General features: G+C 56.1%; 10 protein-coding genes. 4 read left to right on the forward strand and 6 right to left on the reverse strand.

Annotated features, from left to right (window positions below; translation table 11 throughout):
- Nucleotides 1-19: 19 nt before the first annotated feature.
- The 4 genes from NYE48_RS01905 to NYE48_RS01920 all read left to right on the forward strand — a co-directional run bounded on the left by NYE48_RS01905 (nt 20) and on the right by NYE48_RS01920 (nt 6,798).
- Nucleotides 20-868, forward strand: a complete 849-nt coding sequence (locus NYE48_RS01905; protein WP_036709508.1) for a glycosyltransferase family 2 protein — start codon at nt 20-22, stop codon at nt 866-868.
- A 188-nt stretch (nt 869-1,056) separates the two neighbouring features.
- Nucleotides 1,057-1,281, forward strand: a complete 225-nt coding sequence (locus NYE48_RS01910; protein ID WP_036709509.1) for a hypothetical protein — start codon at nt 1,057-1,059, stop codon at nt 1,279-1,281.
- Between the two features lie 167 nt (nt 1,282-1,448).
- Nucleotides 1,449-5,231, forward strand: coding sequence for a copper amine oxidase N-terminal domain-containing protein (locus tag NYE48_RS01915; protein ID WP_340996553.1), 3,783 nt, complete (start codon nt 1,449-1,451; stop codon nt 5,229-5,231).
- Nucleotides 5,232-5,598: 367 nt separating this feature from the next.
- Nucleotides 5,599-6,798, forward strand: a complete 1,200-nt coding sequence (locus NYE48_RS01920) for a multidrug effflux MFS transporter (protein ID WP_341000585.1) — start codon at nt 5,599-5,601, stop codon at nt 6,796-6,798.
- Between the two features lie 82 nt (nt 6,799-6,880).
- On the opposite strand, the gene NYE48_RS01925 is transcribed toward NYE48_RS01920, so the two are convergent.
- The 6 genes from NYE48_RS01925 to NYE48_RS01950 form a co-directional block, all read right to left on the reverse strand.
- Nucleotides 6,881-8,209, reverse strand: coding sequence for a 6-phospho-beta-glucosidase (locus NYE48_RS01925; protein WP_340996554.1), 1,329 nt, complete (start codon nt 8,207-8,209; stop codon nt 6,881-6,883).
- Nucleotides 8,210-8,255: 46 nt separating this feature from the next.
- Nucleotides 8,256-9,248, reverse strand: coding sequence for an N-acetylglucosamine kinase (locus NYE48_RS01930; RefSeq protein WP_340996555.1), 993 nt, complete (start codon nt 9,246-9,248; stop codon nt 8,256-8,258).
- Between the two features lie 12 nt (nt 9,249-9,260).
- Nucleotides 9,261-10,259 carry a LacI family DNA-binding transcriptional regulator gene (locus tag NYE48_RS01935; protein WP_340996557.1) on the reverse strand — a complete coding sequence of 333 codons (999 nt, stop codon included), beginning with the start codon at nt 10,257-10,259 and terminating at the stop codon, nt 9,261-9,263.
- Between the two features lie 130 nt (nt 10,260-10,389).
- The gene (locus NYE48_RS01940; RefSeq protein WP_052146958.1) at nt 10,390-11,784 is read right to left on the reverse strand and encodes an ABC transporter substrate-binding protein; all 1,395 of its coding nucleotides are present in this window, start codon (nt 11,782-11,784) and stop codon (nt 10,390-10,392) included.
- Nucleotides 11,785-11,840: 56 nt separating this feature from the next.
- The gene (locus NYE48_RS01945; protein WP_340996560.1) at nt 11,841-12,725 is read right to left on the reverse strand and encodes a carbohydrate ABC transporter permease; all 885 of its coding nucleotides are present in this window, start codon (nt 12,723-12,725) and stop codon (nt 11,841-11,843) included.
- Complete coding sequence (locus tag NYE48_RS01950) at nt 12,722-13,438, reverse strand: carbohydrate ABC transporter permease (RefSeq protein ID WP_340996561.1); 717 nt, start codon at nt 13,436-13,438, stop codon at nt 12,722-12,724. Before NYE48_RS01950 ends, NYE48_RS01945 begins: the two co-directional genes overlap by 4 nt.
- Nucleotides 13,439-13,580: the final 142 nt, after the last annotated feature.

Below are 13,580 nucleotides of genomic sequence, written 5' to 3' on the forward strand. Positions count from 1 at the left end.
AAAAAAGGGGGCGTTATCGATGCCGCTTACCTCGATCGTCATGCTTACCCGCAACGGTCTGGACCTGACGCGAAGATGCGTTGAAAGCGTAATGCGCCATACGGAAGAGCCGCTTGAATGGATTGCCGTGGATAACGGCTCCACGGATGGAACGCTGGAATTTTGGAATTCGATGGAGGACGTCAAGCTGATCGCCAACGCGGAAAACCGGGGGTTCGCCGCAGGCAACAACCAGGGCATGCTTGAGGCTTCCGGGGATTTTATCCTGCTGCTCAACAATGACACCGTCGTAACGCCGCGTTGGCTCTCCGGTTTGTATGCCGCGCTTTTCCGGGACCCTGACATCGGCATCGTCGGGCCGGTTTCCAATCATGTGGCTCCGATCCAGAGAGTTCCCCACGCTGAGTGGCCGACGCTTGAACAACTGGACGCTTATGCAGCCAGACGGCAGCAAGAGCAGGCAGGCTCCGGCTTTTACGCGCATAAGCTGGTCGGCTTCTGCATGCTGTTCCACCGTCGTTTGCTGGAGCGGATCGGCGGCTTTGACGAGCGTTTTTTTCCGGGCAACTACGAGGACGACGACTTTTCCATCCGGGCCCGCATCGGCGGCAAACGGCTGTGGGTCGCGCAGGATGTTTTTATCCACCATGAAGGGCAGGGGACGTTCGCATCGAACCGGCTCGACTACAAACGCTCTTCGCTGGCGAATGCCGAAAAATTCAGGGCCAAGTGGAGCACCGGATTATCGGCGCCCGAGATGGATTGCTTGGGTTATAATCCGTCCGACATCGTGGCGCGCGAGCCTTTTTTCATCCCGGAAAAGCATTTCGTCCCGCTTGGGGACAATACCGCTTCAAGGAATAAATAGGGGCCCGTGCCTGTCGAAAGACCGGAGCCATTCCCGCGAGGGGGAGGGTTCCGGTTTTTTGCGTGTATAGACCGGTTTTCCCGGATTTTGGCCAAAACTTCATGTTCGTGATGCAATAGACAATATATACCATATGGGTTATATTGGAATATATATTATGTGGTGCGCATGACGGGAGGCCTTGTTCTTTGGAGAAAAAAGTCACGGTTCTGATCAGCTTTATTATCGGATTTATGCTCATGCAGCTCTCATCGGAGGAGCCTTTGTCCCTTTTCAAAACCTTTTTCGGGTCCGTTACCAAAATCGAGCCCTATCTCATTTACCTGCTGCAATTTGTCGGACTCATCCTGGTAATTTGGTCGATTTATCTGGCCTTTAACGAGCTGGTCAAGCTGCATAAAAACAAATCCTGAAAACAACAAGCTCTGCCTGGCCGGCAGGGCTTTTTTCTGCTGCGTTTCGGCTTTGGAAAGCCAGGGCATCTGGCCGATATATTTTTTTCGGGATGGAAAACATTTCAACCCGTTCTCCCGTCAAATAAGTGTAGCCTTTTTTACACAAAACCAAGAGGAGGAGAACCGTGAAAAAGCTTTGGATTATGCTCGTGGCCGTGCTGATGGCCGTTTCCTTGTCCCTTCCGGCTGGAGCGGTGCAGGCGGCGGCCAAACCGAAACCGATCAGCGTATACGTCGACGGGGTGAAACTGAACCCGCTGCAGCCGCCCACGATGACCAAGGGCCGGACCATGCTGCCGATGCGGGCCATTTTTGAGGCGTTTGACGCCAAGATTCTGTGGAATCAAAAAACAAGCACGGTCACGGCCATACGCGACGACATCACGATCGTGCTGAAAATCGGCGCCAAAACGGCGACGGTGAATCAGCAAAAGGTGACGCTTGACGTGCCTGCGCAAAACTTGAAGGGAACGACCATGGTGCCGGTCCGGTTCGTCAGCGAGACGTTGGGCGCGCAGGTGCTGTGGAATCAAAGCACGCAGACCGTCAACATCGTCACTTCGGACACTGCCGTGAATGCCGTTTCTTACGTGACCGCGCGCGTCATCGGGAAAAGCGGCGACGGCCGCGACCTGGAGGTAAGCTTTCCGAAGGTCCAACGCGAGACGAACGTCAGCGAATACCGCGTCCTGATCGTCAAGTCCGCAAACGCGTACGGATATACGCTGTCCCAGGCGTTATCCACCGGATATTATACCTCGGTGCGGCCGACCGGCAGCGATTTGGCCATCACCCTGTCCGGGCAATCGCGGGACGTCACCGGCGAGCTGCTGCGGGCCAATCAGCCTTACAACGCCTATGTGCTAACGGTAGCCAAGAAGGGTGCCAGCGCCTTGTCGGGCATATCTCCAACCGTCACGCTGTCGACGGCTTCGCCCGTAAACGCGGTCTCCGGCGTCAAAGCGGCGGATGTCGGCGATTACGGCGACGGACGGGATATCTCGGTCAGCTTTAACCAGCCGTCGAATACGGCCAACATCCAGAACTACCGGATCATGGTCGTGAAGACCAAGGATGCCGGCAGCTTCAACCTGAATACGGCTAACAACGCGGCAAGCGCCAATTATACGACAGTAAACAAAACAAACGGCTCCACGATTACGACGACTTTAAGTTCGGGCGCCAGGGATACTTCCGGGGAATACATTAAAAACGGCGTTTCTTATACCATTTTCGTGCTTTCCGTCGCAAGCGGCAGCAACGCCTCGAACCAGCTTTCCGCGGGTTCGCCGTCGTTTGCGCTGGCATCGAATCCGATCGCCGCTCCTGTCATTACCAGCGTGCAGGACGTTGGCAATTACGGCGACGGCCGCGATCTGAACGTGCGGTTTAACCGCTCTTCCGACGAATCCCGGATCGGCAGTTACCGGATTTTCGTCGTCAAGGACAGCAAGGCGGGCAGCTTCTCGCTATCCGATGCAAGGAACCTGTCGAGCTCCTATTATACGGAAGTCGGCAAAACGGGTAATAACATCAGCAAAACCTTGTCCTACGGGGCCAGAGACGTAGACGGATCGCTGATCAGCTCCGGCGTCGCCTACCGCGTCTTTGTCATGGCGGTGGGAACGGGTAGCTACAACGGCAACTACGCGCTTTCGGCGCCATCGTATGCCGTCGTGCTGTACGGGAATTCCGGAGGTTCGGACGTCTACGCCGCAACGAACGTCGGCGTCAGCGACGTATCCGATTACGGCGACGGCCGCGATTTGCGCGTTTCGTTCAACCGGGCCGCGGATGAAAGCAATCTCTACGGATACCGGATCATGGTCGTTAAAGCCTCCGACGCTCCTTATTTCAGCTTGTCGGATGCAAATAACGTGTCCAGCTCGAACTACACATCCGTCGGCAAAACGGGCTATAACATTACGAAAACCCTCGCTTCGGGCGCCAGGGACGTGGATGGACATTCGATCCGCAACGGGGTCAATTACCGCGTATTCGTGCTTTCCGTGGGATCTTACGGATCCAATGCGTTGTCTTCGTATTCTGCGTCTATTACTTTGACGGGGAATTCAAACGTATATCCGGCGACGAACGTGTCCGTCAACGATGTCGCCGACCACGGCGACGGCCGCGACCTGCAAGTTTCGTTTACGCGGGCTGCGGACGAAAGCAACTTGAGCGGTTACCGGATTATGGTGGTAAAGTCCTCCGACGCCAATAGTTTCAACTTGTCCAAGGCCAACGCCGTTTCCGGTTCGAACTACACGTCCGTCGACAAGACGGGATCTAACATCACGAGAACCCTCGCCTCGGGAGCCAGGGACGTGGACGGACAGTCGATCCGCAACGGGGTCAGCTACCGCGTGTTCGTGCTTTCGGTAGGATCGTACGGGACAAATGTGCTGTCTTCGTATTCTTCGGCCATCACGTTGGCGGGGAACGCGAGCGTTTATCCGGCAACGAACGTGTCCGTTAACGACGTTGCCGATCACGGCGACGGCCGCGACCTGCAGGTTTCGTTCACGCGGGCAAATGAGGAACAAAATATCAGGGAATACCGGATCCTGGTCGTCAAAGATTCGGATGCCGGCTACTTTACCCTGGCGGATGCCTTGGCCGTATCCGGCTCGAATTATACGGCCGTCAGCAAAACCGGCTCCAACATCACCCGCACGCTCGCCGCGGATGCGAAGGACGTCAACGGCCGGTTGATTCAAGGCGACACCAAATATAAGGTATTTATCCTGTCCGTAGGAAAGGAAGATACCCATGCATTGTCCGCTCCTTCCCAGGCAATCGGCTTGTCGCAGACCTTTACGGTGGGACCGGCCAAAAACGTGGCCGTGAAGGATATCGGTGACGCGGGCAACGGCAGCGATTTGCAGGTAACCTTTACCCGCGCGGATAACGGCGACGACGTGTCCCAGTACCGGATCATCGCCGTAAAGTCCAGCGAAGCGGGAAGCTTTAACCAAAAACTCGCGGCCAATCTGGGCTACTACAAAGCCGTGGAAAACGGCAATAAAGGAAGCTACGAGGTGGTCTTGGACGATAATGCCAGAGACTCCGACGGCCATTTCATCCGTAACGGAATATCGTACAAAATTTTTGTCCTTTCCGTCGGAAACCACAACAATTATGCGCTGTCTGCCGCTTCCGAAGCCATCACGCTGGATACGCTGCTCCCGGTTTCACCGGTCAAAGAGCTGAGCGCGACGGATGCCGGAGACGAGCATAACGGAAAGGATCTGAAAATCTCGTTTACCCGCGCCGATCACGAAGCCAATATTAAAGAATACCGGATTTTCATCGTGCCCGGATCGAAAGACCTTAACCTTGAAAATGCGCTGGCGTCGGGTCAATTTACGAGAGTTCAGGTGGGAAGCGATTTTAGCGGGGCGATGAGCGATTCGACAAAGGATACGGATAATAAACCTTTGGCCGAAGAGACCCCTTACAAAGTTTATGTGCTGTCCGTGGCCAAAACCGGAACCGGCGCGCTGTCCAATCCTGCGGAGGTTGTTTTAAGGGATCTGACGCAAGTGCCGACGAATATCACGGCAAAATGGGCCGATGGCGGGATCGATGTCTCTTTTAAAAAGCCGGCAAACGAGAGCCAGGTTCAAAAATATGCCGTGATGGTCGTCCCTGCGACGTTAAAGGATTTTACCCTGAAGACGGCGACGGCAAAAAGCATCGACTCGAACATGAAATTCATTAACGTCAATGAAGAGTACGCCGTCACATTTAAGGCGGACGATACCGACGTCGCGGGAAACCGCCTAAGCGATAAAAATTCCTATTATGTCTACATCCTTAGCGTCGGGGAAAAGAAAAGCGTGCTGTCCAACCCTGTTTCGATTGTCAAAGCCGATGCGAAAGCAACGGTTCAAGGAAAAAAATAACCTTTCAAGAGCGTATTCGAAAAAAATGCCGGGTCCATGGGTCCCGGCATTTTTGCGTCTTGTGGGGAGATGGGCGTGCTTTATAAAACGCGGTTCAGTGTTCGGCTTGCCAATGCATGCATGGATATCGAGTTTGCAATTTAGGGTTCTTTTTCGGGAGGGAAATGAGCTACAATAGATGGATATGAACACGGGGAAGAGGGGGCTTGGCCCTCCGGGCTTGGCAGAAATGCGGGGCGCCTATGTTGTAACAGATTCAAAGGAGGAACAGTGACATCCTATGAGCAAACCATTAACGACGCGATCGGTTCAAAGCGGCGGTCAAGAAGAAAGGCTGACTGTGCGCCCGAGCCCAAGCAGGCTTTGGATGATAATCATTCTTGGGGCATTATCCGCTTTCGGTCCTTTTTCGCTGGACATGTATTTGCCTTCGCTGCCGATTTTGGCCGAAACGATGCATACGACGACGTCGCTGACGCAGCTCAGCTTGACTTCGTGCCTGATCGGGCTTTCGGTCGGACAACTGTTTGCCGGGCCGCTGAGCGACGTGCGCGGGCGGCGCATTCCGCTGTTGGCCGGCATGGTCGTATACGGCTTGTCCTCTTTGTTATGCGCGTTCAGCACGTCCATCGAAATGCTGATCGTGCTGCGATTCATTCAAGGGATCGCCGGTTCGGCCGGGATCGTCATTTCGCGGGCCATCGTCAGGGACATGTATTCGGGCTCGGAGCTGACGAAATTTTTCTCCATGCTGATGCTGGTGAATGGCGCGGCCCCGATCCTGTCGCCGATCGTGGGGGGACAGCTCCTTCAGTTCACCTCTTGGCGCGGCGTGTTTATCGTGCTGGCGGGGATCGGCATCGTGATGCTGCTGGCGGTTTTTTTCGGCCTGCCGGAGACGCTTGCGGCAAGCAAACGTTCCAAAGGCGGTACCGCCAATACGCTTAAAACCTTTGGCGTGCTGCTGAGGGACCGCAAATTCATGGGGCTGGCGTTAAGTTCGGGATTCATCTCCGCCGCCATGTTTGCTTACATTTCGGGTTCGCCGTTCGTGCTGCAAAATATTTACGGGGTAAGCCCGCAGGTGTTCAGCCTCATTTTTGCCATGAACGGCATCGGCATTATTATCGCGGGGCAAATCACGGGACGGCTCGCCGGAAAGGTCAGCGAGAAAAAGCTGCTTGTGACCGGCATTGCCTTGGCCACGGCCGGGGGCATGGCGCTTCTGCTGCTGCTTGCGGTCAAAGCACCGATCGCCGCGGTGCTGCCGCCGCTGTTTATCGTCGTATCATGCGTCGGCATCGTCGGCACGGCCGGATCGTCGCTGGCTTTGCAGGATTACGGCCATGCCGCCGGCAGCGCATCGGCGCTGCTCGGGCTTCTGTCGTACATTTTCGGCGGGGTCGTCAGCCCTTTGGTCGGTCTGGGCGGCAGCACGTCGGCGCTGCCGATGGGGCTGGTCATCGCCGGGGCGGACGTATGCTCGATTTTGTGCTACCTGCTGCTGGTTCGAAGCTCGATTCATCCGGCCAAGACGGCGGATGCCGCCCCAACTGTGCATCACTAAGGAACATAAGAAAAGACTGCCGCGGCAGTCTCTTTTTTGCGTATATTCCATTAACAGGTTTCGGAGGCGGCTGTGCTGAAAATCAGGAAATGCCCGTCTCCGACGCTTTAAAAAATTGCGGCAAATACGCTTTGTTCGCTTCAAGCATTTCATCCAGCATCTTGATGGCGACTTCCACCGAAGGCACCAGCGGATGATGCGCCAGCGCCTGAATGGCAAGGCCCCGGTCGCCGGTGACGGCGGCCTCGATGGCAAGGCGTTCGTACGTTTTCACCGCATGGATCAAACCGGTCGCCATCGGCGGGATCTTGGTTAACGGCAGCGGCAGCGGGCCGTTTTTGGTGACGACGCAGTTCACCTCGATGCTGGCGTCGTCCGGCAGGAAACCGATGATGCCCTGATTGGCGACGTTTAACGTCTGGATGTCGTTTTTGCCGTTATATAGCGAACACATCAGATTCACGGCCGCTTCGGAATAAAACGCCCCGCCGCGCTGTTCCAGCTGTTTCGGTTTTTCGTTCAGGTCCGGGTCGTTGTACAGCTCGAACAGCTCCTCTTCGACGCGTTTCACGACTTCGGCACGGTTTTCGCCTTTATGGAAGGATTCCAGCTGCTCTTCGAGCATGGCGTCCGTCATGTAAAAGTATTTCAAATAGTAGGAAGGAAGGGCGCGCAACGACTGGAGAAACTCGGGATTCCATTCCCTTGCCGGGACGTTGCTTGCGCTGTAGCCGGCGGTATCGGCAAGCAACTCATCCAGCTTGTCTTCGCCGTTCACGTCGACGCGAGTCACCCAGTGCAGATGGTTCAGGCCGACGAATTCGGCATAAATCCGGTCCGTTGCGACGCCGTATTTGGCCGCGGTCCGCTTGACCAGCCCGATCGGCGCATTGCACAAACCGATGCTGCGCACGTTCGTGTGCTTCAAAATGGCCTCCGTTACCATGCCGGCCGGGTTGGTGAAGTTCAGAAGCCAGGCATTCGGTGCCAGTTCTTCGATGTCGCGGCAAATGTCGAGCAGCACCGGAATCGTCCGCAGCGCCTTCATCATGCCTCCGGGGCCCGTCGTTTCCTGCCCGATGACGCCGTATTTGAGCGGAATGGATTCGTCGCGTCCGCGCGCCTCCAGCATGCCGACGCGCATCTGCGTGCTGACGAAGTCCGCGTCCCGAATCGCCTCGCGGCGGTCCAGCGTGAGATGGACTTCGATCGGAAGGCCGGATTTTTCGATCATGCGTTTCGCCAAGTTGCCGACGATATTCAGCTTGCGCTTGCCCGGCTCGATATCCACGAGCCACAGCTCGCGGACGGGAAGCTCGTTGTAATGCTGGATGAAGCCCTCGACGAGCTCCGGCGTATAAGAAGATCCGCCGCCGATGACGGCGATTTTGAGTCCTTGTTCAGATGCCATGTCTGCACGCTCCTCACATGAATGAAATGGATGGATTCAAAAGGGATTACCTTGCTGCTAACGGAATATGCTCGAAGTCGCGGAAGGTCCGCATTTGTTCATACGCCTCCCGGCTTACCGGGATCCCGTCGGCTTCCATGGCCGACCAGACCGCGCCGACGACAGGTTCCGTGGATAACGTAACGATCGTTGCGTTCGGAGCCGTGCCGGCAACGGCCTGCTCGATTTGGCCGCGAATCCAGCCGCGGTCGCCCCTTGTTAGCAGACTTCCCGCCAGCACGACGTCAAAGGTGTCGTTTTGCATGCCCAGCCGGCGAATGACCGCCACCGCTGATTTTCCGAGCTCGATCCCCTGGCGCGACAGAATCTCCAAGGCTACCGCGTCGTCCTCGGCGGCCGCTTCGAACAGCAGCTTGGCGGCGTGCACGGGCACATGCTTCCCGTGGTCCTGAAAGTCGTCGAACATGTCGCCGACGCTGTCGTATCCCAGGAATCCAAGCAGCAGCGGCGTCAATTTGGTCGGCTGCTCGCGCCCGTCCCAGGCCCGGATGACGGACCGGAAGACCTCGATATTCAGCGAACCGCCGCCGCCGAAATCGCCGTACATATAATCGAAGCCGCCGACTTGGACATGCATGCCCGCCGGGTTTCGCCCCGCGGCGTTGGTTCCGGTGCCGCAGATGAGCGCAACGCCGTACGGGCGGTTCGTGCCGGCCCGAAGGCCGATCATCGTATCGCAATTAATGGTATAGTTCCGGGTAAAGCCGATGTCCTGTATAAGCGGATGCAGGATGCGGTAATCCGCTTCGCGGTCCGCCCCGGCGAGCCCGAAGTAGGCATGCGACAGCTGGCTTTTCGTAAGGCCCGCTTCGCTTAGCGCGCCTTCGGCGGCTTCGCGGATGCTTTGCGCGGCAAGGCTCCGGTCAATCTGATGATTGCCGTTGCCGCTGACGCCTTTGCCAAGCACATTGCCGCGTTCGTCCGTCAGCAGGGCGTAAGTTTTGGTTCCTCCCCCATCGATTCCCAAGTAGTAAGCCAATGGTCGTCACTCCTATTGATTTGTCGTTGCGGCGGTGGATTCCCTGATGATCAGTTCAGGATTGATTTTGACGTTCGATCCGCGTTTCATCGTGCCGTCCATCCGCTTCAGCAGCATATCCGCGGCAGCCAGGCCGATCCGGTCGGCAGGCTGGCGGACGGTCGTGAGATGAGGATGCAGCTGCGAAGATATTTGCTGATCGTCATAACCGACGACGGCAACCTGATCCGGCACGCGGATGCCTTCTTCCATCAAAGCATTGACGACGCCAAGCGCAATGTTGTCGTCCCCCGCGAAGACGGCGGAAGGGAGCTGTCCTTCGCGAATCCATCTGCGGCACGTCTCGTAGCCAAAAGCGATTTCGAATTCGCCGGTAACCATTTCGAACGGCCGGATGCCCTTTTCCTCAAGCGCCTGCAGAAAGCCGCTGCGCCGTTCCTTCGTACTGCGGAACATTTCCTGTCCGCTCAGGTGCGCGATCCGGGTATGTCCGAGGTCGATCAGATGCTTCGCCGCATCGTAACCGCCTTTGTAGTTGTCGATCGTCACGGAAAAAGCGTCGTTTTCGGGCTTCTGGTTGTCGATCAGAACATAAGGAATATTGCGGCGCTTCAGCTCCACGATATAGTTGTCCTCTTCCATCGGCGACAGCAGGATCAGGCCGTCGACGCGGTCTTCCTGAATCAGGTAATGGGCTTCGTCGGAGCCGATGCCCGTCGAGACCGAGACGGCAAGAAAATAGCCGTGAAGGGCAAGCACTTCGTTCAGCTCCTTGACGACGGCGTCGAAAAAGGAGTCCTGGAGCGTGGTGACGATCAAGCCTACGATCCCTGTTTTGCCCCGGGCGAGGCTGCGCGCCGCGGCGTTGGGGCGGTAGTCGAGCTCCTTGATCGCGTCAAGCACCTTTTGCCTGTTTTTCTCGCGCACCGTTTCGGCGCCGTTTAATACCCTGGACACCGTCACAACCGACAATCCTGATTTTTTGGCAACATCAAATATACTAACCTTCATCGTTTTTATTCTCCTTGCGGCAGATTTTCCGTACATTTTATTGCAGCTTAACATTAGTATACATGGACGAAAGGCCGCCGCGAAGCGAAATTAACAGATACCGTCCCGGTTCCGGGACGGCACTTCCTATTTATTTGCGTTTGATGATTTCCATCACCTTTTTCTGCACCGTCGGCATGACTTCTTCGACGGTTTTATGCCCCGTATCGAGCGGCTGCATCTCGTTGATGAACATGTCGTTGATTTGCGAATAGTTGGTGATCAGGTGGTTGTAGGATTCGAACCCGTATTTCACCGCGCCTTCGTATACCTTTTTCACGTCCGCCGGATCGATGCCGTCAAAATGCTTGTAATAGGCTTCGGCCGCCTTCGTATTGACCGGAGGGTTGCCGCCGCTCAGTTCGATCGATTTTTCCTGGACTTCGTCGCTGACCAAATATTTGATCCACTCGAATGCTTCCTTCGGATGCTTGGAGCCTTTCAGGATAAAGAGCGGATCGACGAACAGCACGCTGCGCACCTTGTCGTTCCCGCCCGCCGGCACGGCCGCGACGCCGACCTTGAACGGGAAGTCGTTGGAGCCCGCCAGGTTCCAGGAGCCGCCGATGCTCATCCCGAGCTTCCCGGTGACGAAGGCATCGCCGTTTTGCCCGGCGACGCTTTTGCTCCATTCGGTCGTCGGGGATACTTTGTCTTTAAAGATCAGACCGTACAGCTTGTTATAGGCCGCGATGACTTCCGGCGAGTCGAAACGGGTTTCGGACGGCACGCCGCCGTTGGTCCAGGTATCCTGGGAGTATGGCTCAACGCCGAAGTACAGCGGACGCATGTCGCGTTCGGACCAGGTGAAATCGACGCCGTATTGCGTTTTGGCGATATCGTCGGAGACGTGGGTCAATTTTTTCGCGTCTTCCACCATTTTGTCGAACGTCCAGCTCTTATCCTCGTAATCGCTTGGCGGATAAGGCACGTTGGCCGCATCGAACATATCCTTGTTGTAGAGCATCAGCGTGACGTACATATTGACCGGAATGCCGTATACATGGTCCTTGATGGTGTAGATGTTCATGAGGTTTTCCGGGATGTTGTAGTCGGATGCCTTGAACCCGTCTTCTTTAATGATGTCGTTCATGTCGAGCAGCATGTCTTTGTTGTAGTATTCCGCGAACCCGCCGTAGCCGTAGTGGCTCGTCACGTCGGGCGATTTGCCGCCGGCGATCATCGTTTGCAGCTTGCTGTCGAACTGCTCGTAAGGCGCTTTTTCCACTTTGACCTTGATGTTCGGATGTTTGGCCTCAAAATCCGGAATCAGCTTTTCGATAAAGGTGCGGTCTTCCGAATCGATGGTGTAATGCGTAATGGTGACCTGATCGCCGGATGAAGCGGTTTTGCCGGTATCCCCATCGCCCGCGGGAGCGACGTCAACCGCCGACTTGCCGCCGCCGCAGCCGGACAGCATCAGAGCCAACAGCGTGGTGCTTGCCAGCAGAAGCGTAAACGTCTTTTTGATCCTTTTCCTTTTCATGAACGGTATCCCCCATCTATTCAAGAGTCGATGCCGCCCCTCTGGCGGCGGGGCCTTTACTTGATGCCTGTGAGCACGATTCCTTCCACGAACCGTTTCTGCGCGATGGCGAACAAGGTGACGATCGGCAGCATGGCGAGCACGGAAGCCACCATAAGCAGATGCCACGGCGGGATGCGGAAGCGGGACGAGGTGAAGGAAGACATGCCGACCGGAAGCGTGAACTTATCCGATGAGCTTAAGTAGAGCACGGGCGTCAAAAGATCGTTCCAGCTGTAAATGAAGGCGAAAATGGCAACGGTCGCAAGCGCCGGGCCCGAAAGCGGGAGGGCGATTTGCCGCCACATGCGCAGCTCGCTGCAGCCGTCGATGCGTCCCGCATCGAACAGCTCCTCCGGCAGCGTGGAAAAAAATTGCCGCAGCAAAAAGATGTTGTACGCCGACCCGAAAAACGCGGGCACGACGAGCGGCAAAAACGTATCCAGCCAATTCAGCTTGGAAAAGAGAATGAACTGCGGAATCATGATCGCCGGGTAAGGGAGCATCATCGTGCTGAGCATCAGCATGAACCACAGATTGTTGCCCTTGCCCCGGTACCTCGCGAAGCCGTATGCCGCCAAAGCCGACGACAGCAGCGTGCCTACGACGGTCAATACGCCGATGATCAGGCTGTTCATGTACATCTGGCCGAAGTTCAGCGTTTCGAAAATTTCCTTATAGTTGCTCCACTGCCACGATTCCGGAAAAAAGCTCGGCGGAAACTTCAGCAGCTCCTTTTTCGATTTCAGCGAGGTGGAGACCATAAAGAACAGCGGCAAAAGCATCAGAAAGGTGGTGACGATCAGGGCGATGAAGCTGGCGATGCGCACCCCGTCGATCTTGCGCCTGGACCGGATCGGCGAAGACGGCGCTTGGGGGCCTGCAGCCGGGATCGTACTCATTTACGTCCGCCTCCTTCGTAATGAACGAATCGGTTCGAAAATTTCATGATCAGGGCCGTAAACAGCATGACGACGATCAGCAGCACCCACGCCAGCGCGGAAGAGTATCCGGCCCGGTATTCCTTGAAGGCGCTGGTGTACAGATTGTACACGTAGAACCAGGTCGAGTAGTTCGGCCCCCCTTGGGTCATGACATAGGCCTGGGTGAACACCTGGAACGAGTCGATGATTCCCATGATGAGCTGGAACAGCAGCACCGGCGAGATCATCGGAAGCGTCACGTTCAGGAAAATCCGGAAACGTCCCGCGCCGTCAAGCTTGGCGGCTTCCACCAGGCTTGCGGGCACGCCCTGCAGTCCCGCGAGGAACAAAATCATGCCGGAGCCCGCCGTCCAGAACGACATGATCATCAGCGCGTACAGCGCGTAGTCCGGGCTCATGAGCCATGCCGGGCCTTTGATGCCGAACCAGGACAGCACGTAGTTGAACAGGCCGATCGATGGATTGAAAATCCAGTACCACAGCAGCGACATCGCGACGCCGGAGACCATGCTGGGAAAATACATGGCGGTGCGGAAAAAACCGCGAAACGGTATTTTCTGGTTCAGCAGCAGCGCAAAACCGAGCGCCAGAAGCAGTTGGACCGGCACGCTGATGAACGTATACCGCACCGTCACCACGACCGATTTCCAAAACAGATCGTTATGCAGCATCTCGGTGTAATTGGCGAGTCCGACAAATTTCGGCGGGTGATGATGTCGTAATCCGTGAAGCTGTAATAAAGCGATGACAGAATCGGATACAAGGCGAACACGAGGAACCCGATCAGCCATGGAGAAATGAAGAGGTACATGT

It is taken from the genome of Paenibacillus sp. FSL M7-1455, assembly GCF_038004655.1.
GTDB lineage: Bacteria > Bacillota > Bacilli > Paenibacillales > Paenibacillaceae > Paenibacillus_AQ > Paenibacillus_AQ cookii.

What these genes read in the sequence shown, in the direction of transcription:
- NYE48_RS01945 (WP_340996560.1), bottom strand. Translation starts at nt 12,725, where the DNA reads ATGAGTACGATCCCGGCTGCAGGCCCCCAAGCGCCGTCTTCGCCGATC.
- NYE48_RS01935 (WP_340996557.1), bottom strand. Translation starts at nt 10,259, where the DNA reads ATGAAGGTTAGTATATTTGATGTTGCCAAAAAATCAGGATTGTCGGTT.
- NYE48_RS01920 (WP_341000585.1), top strand. Translation starts at nt 5,599, where the DNA reads ATGATAATCATTCTTGGGGCATTATCCGCTTTCGGTCCTTTTTCGCTG.
- NYE48_RS01950 (WP_340996561.1), bottom strand. Translation starts at nt 13,438, where the DNA reads ATGCTGCATAACGATCTGTTTTGGAAATCGGTCGTGGTGACGGTGCGG.
- NYE48_RS01940 (WP_052146958.1), bottom strand. Translation starts at nt 11,784, where the DNA reads ATGAAAAGGAAAAGGATCAAAAAGACGTTTACGCTTCTGCTGGCAAGC.
- NYE48_RS01905 (WP_036709508.1), top strand. Translation starts at nt 20, where the DNA reads ATGCCGCTTACCTCGATCGTCATGCTTACCCGCAACGGTCTGGACCTG.
- NYE48_RS01925 (WP_340996554.1), bottom strand. Translation starts at nt 8,209, where the DNA reads ATGGCATCTGAACAAGGACTCAAAATCGCCGTCATCGGCGGCGGATCT.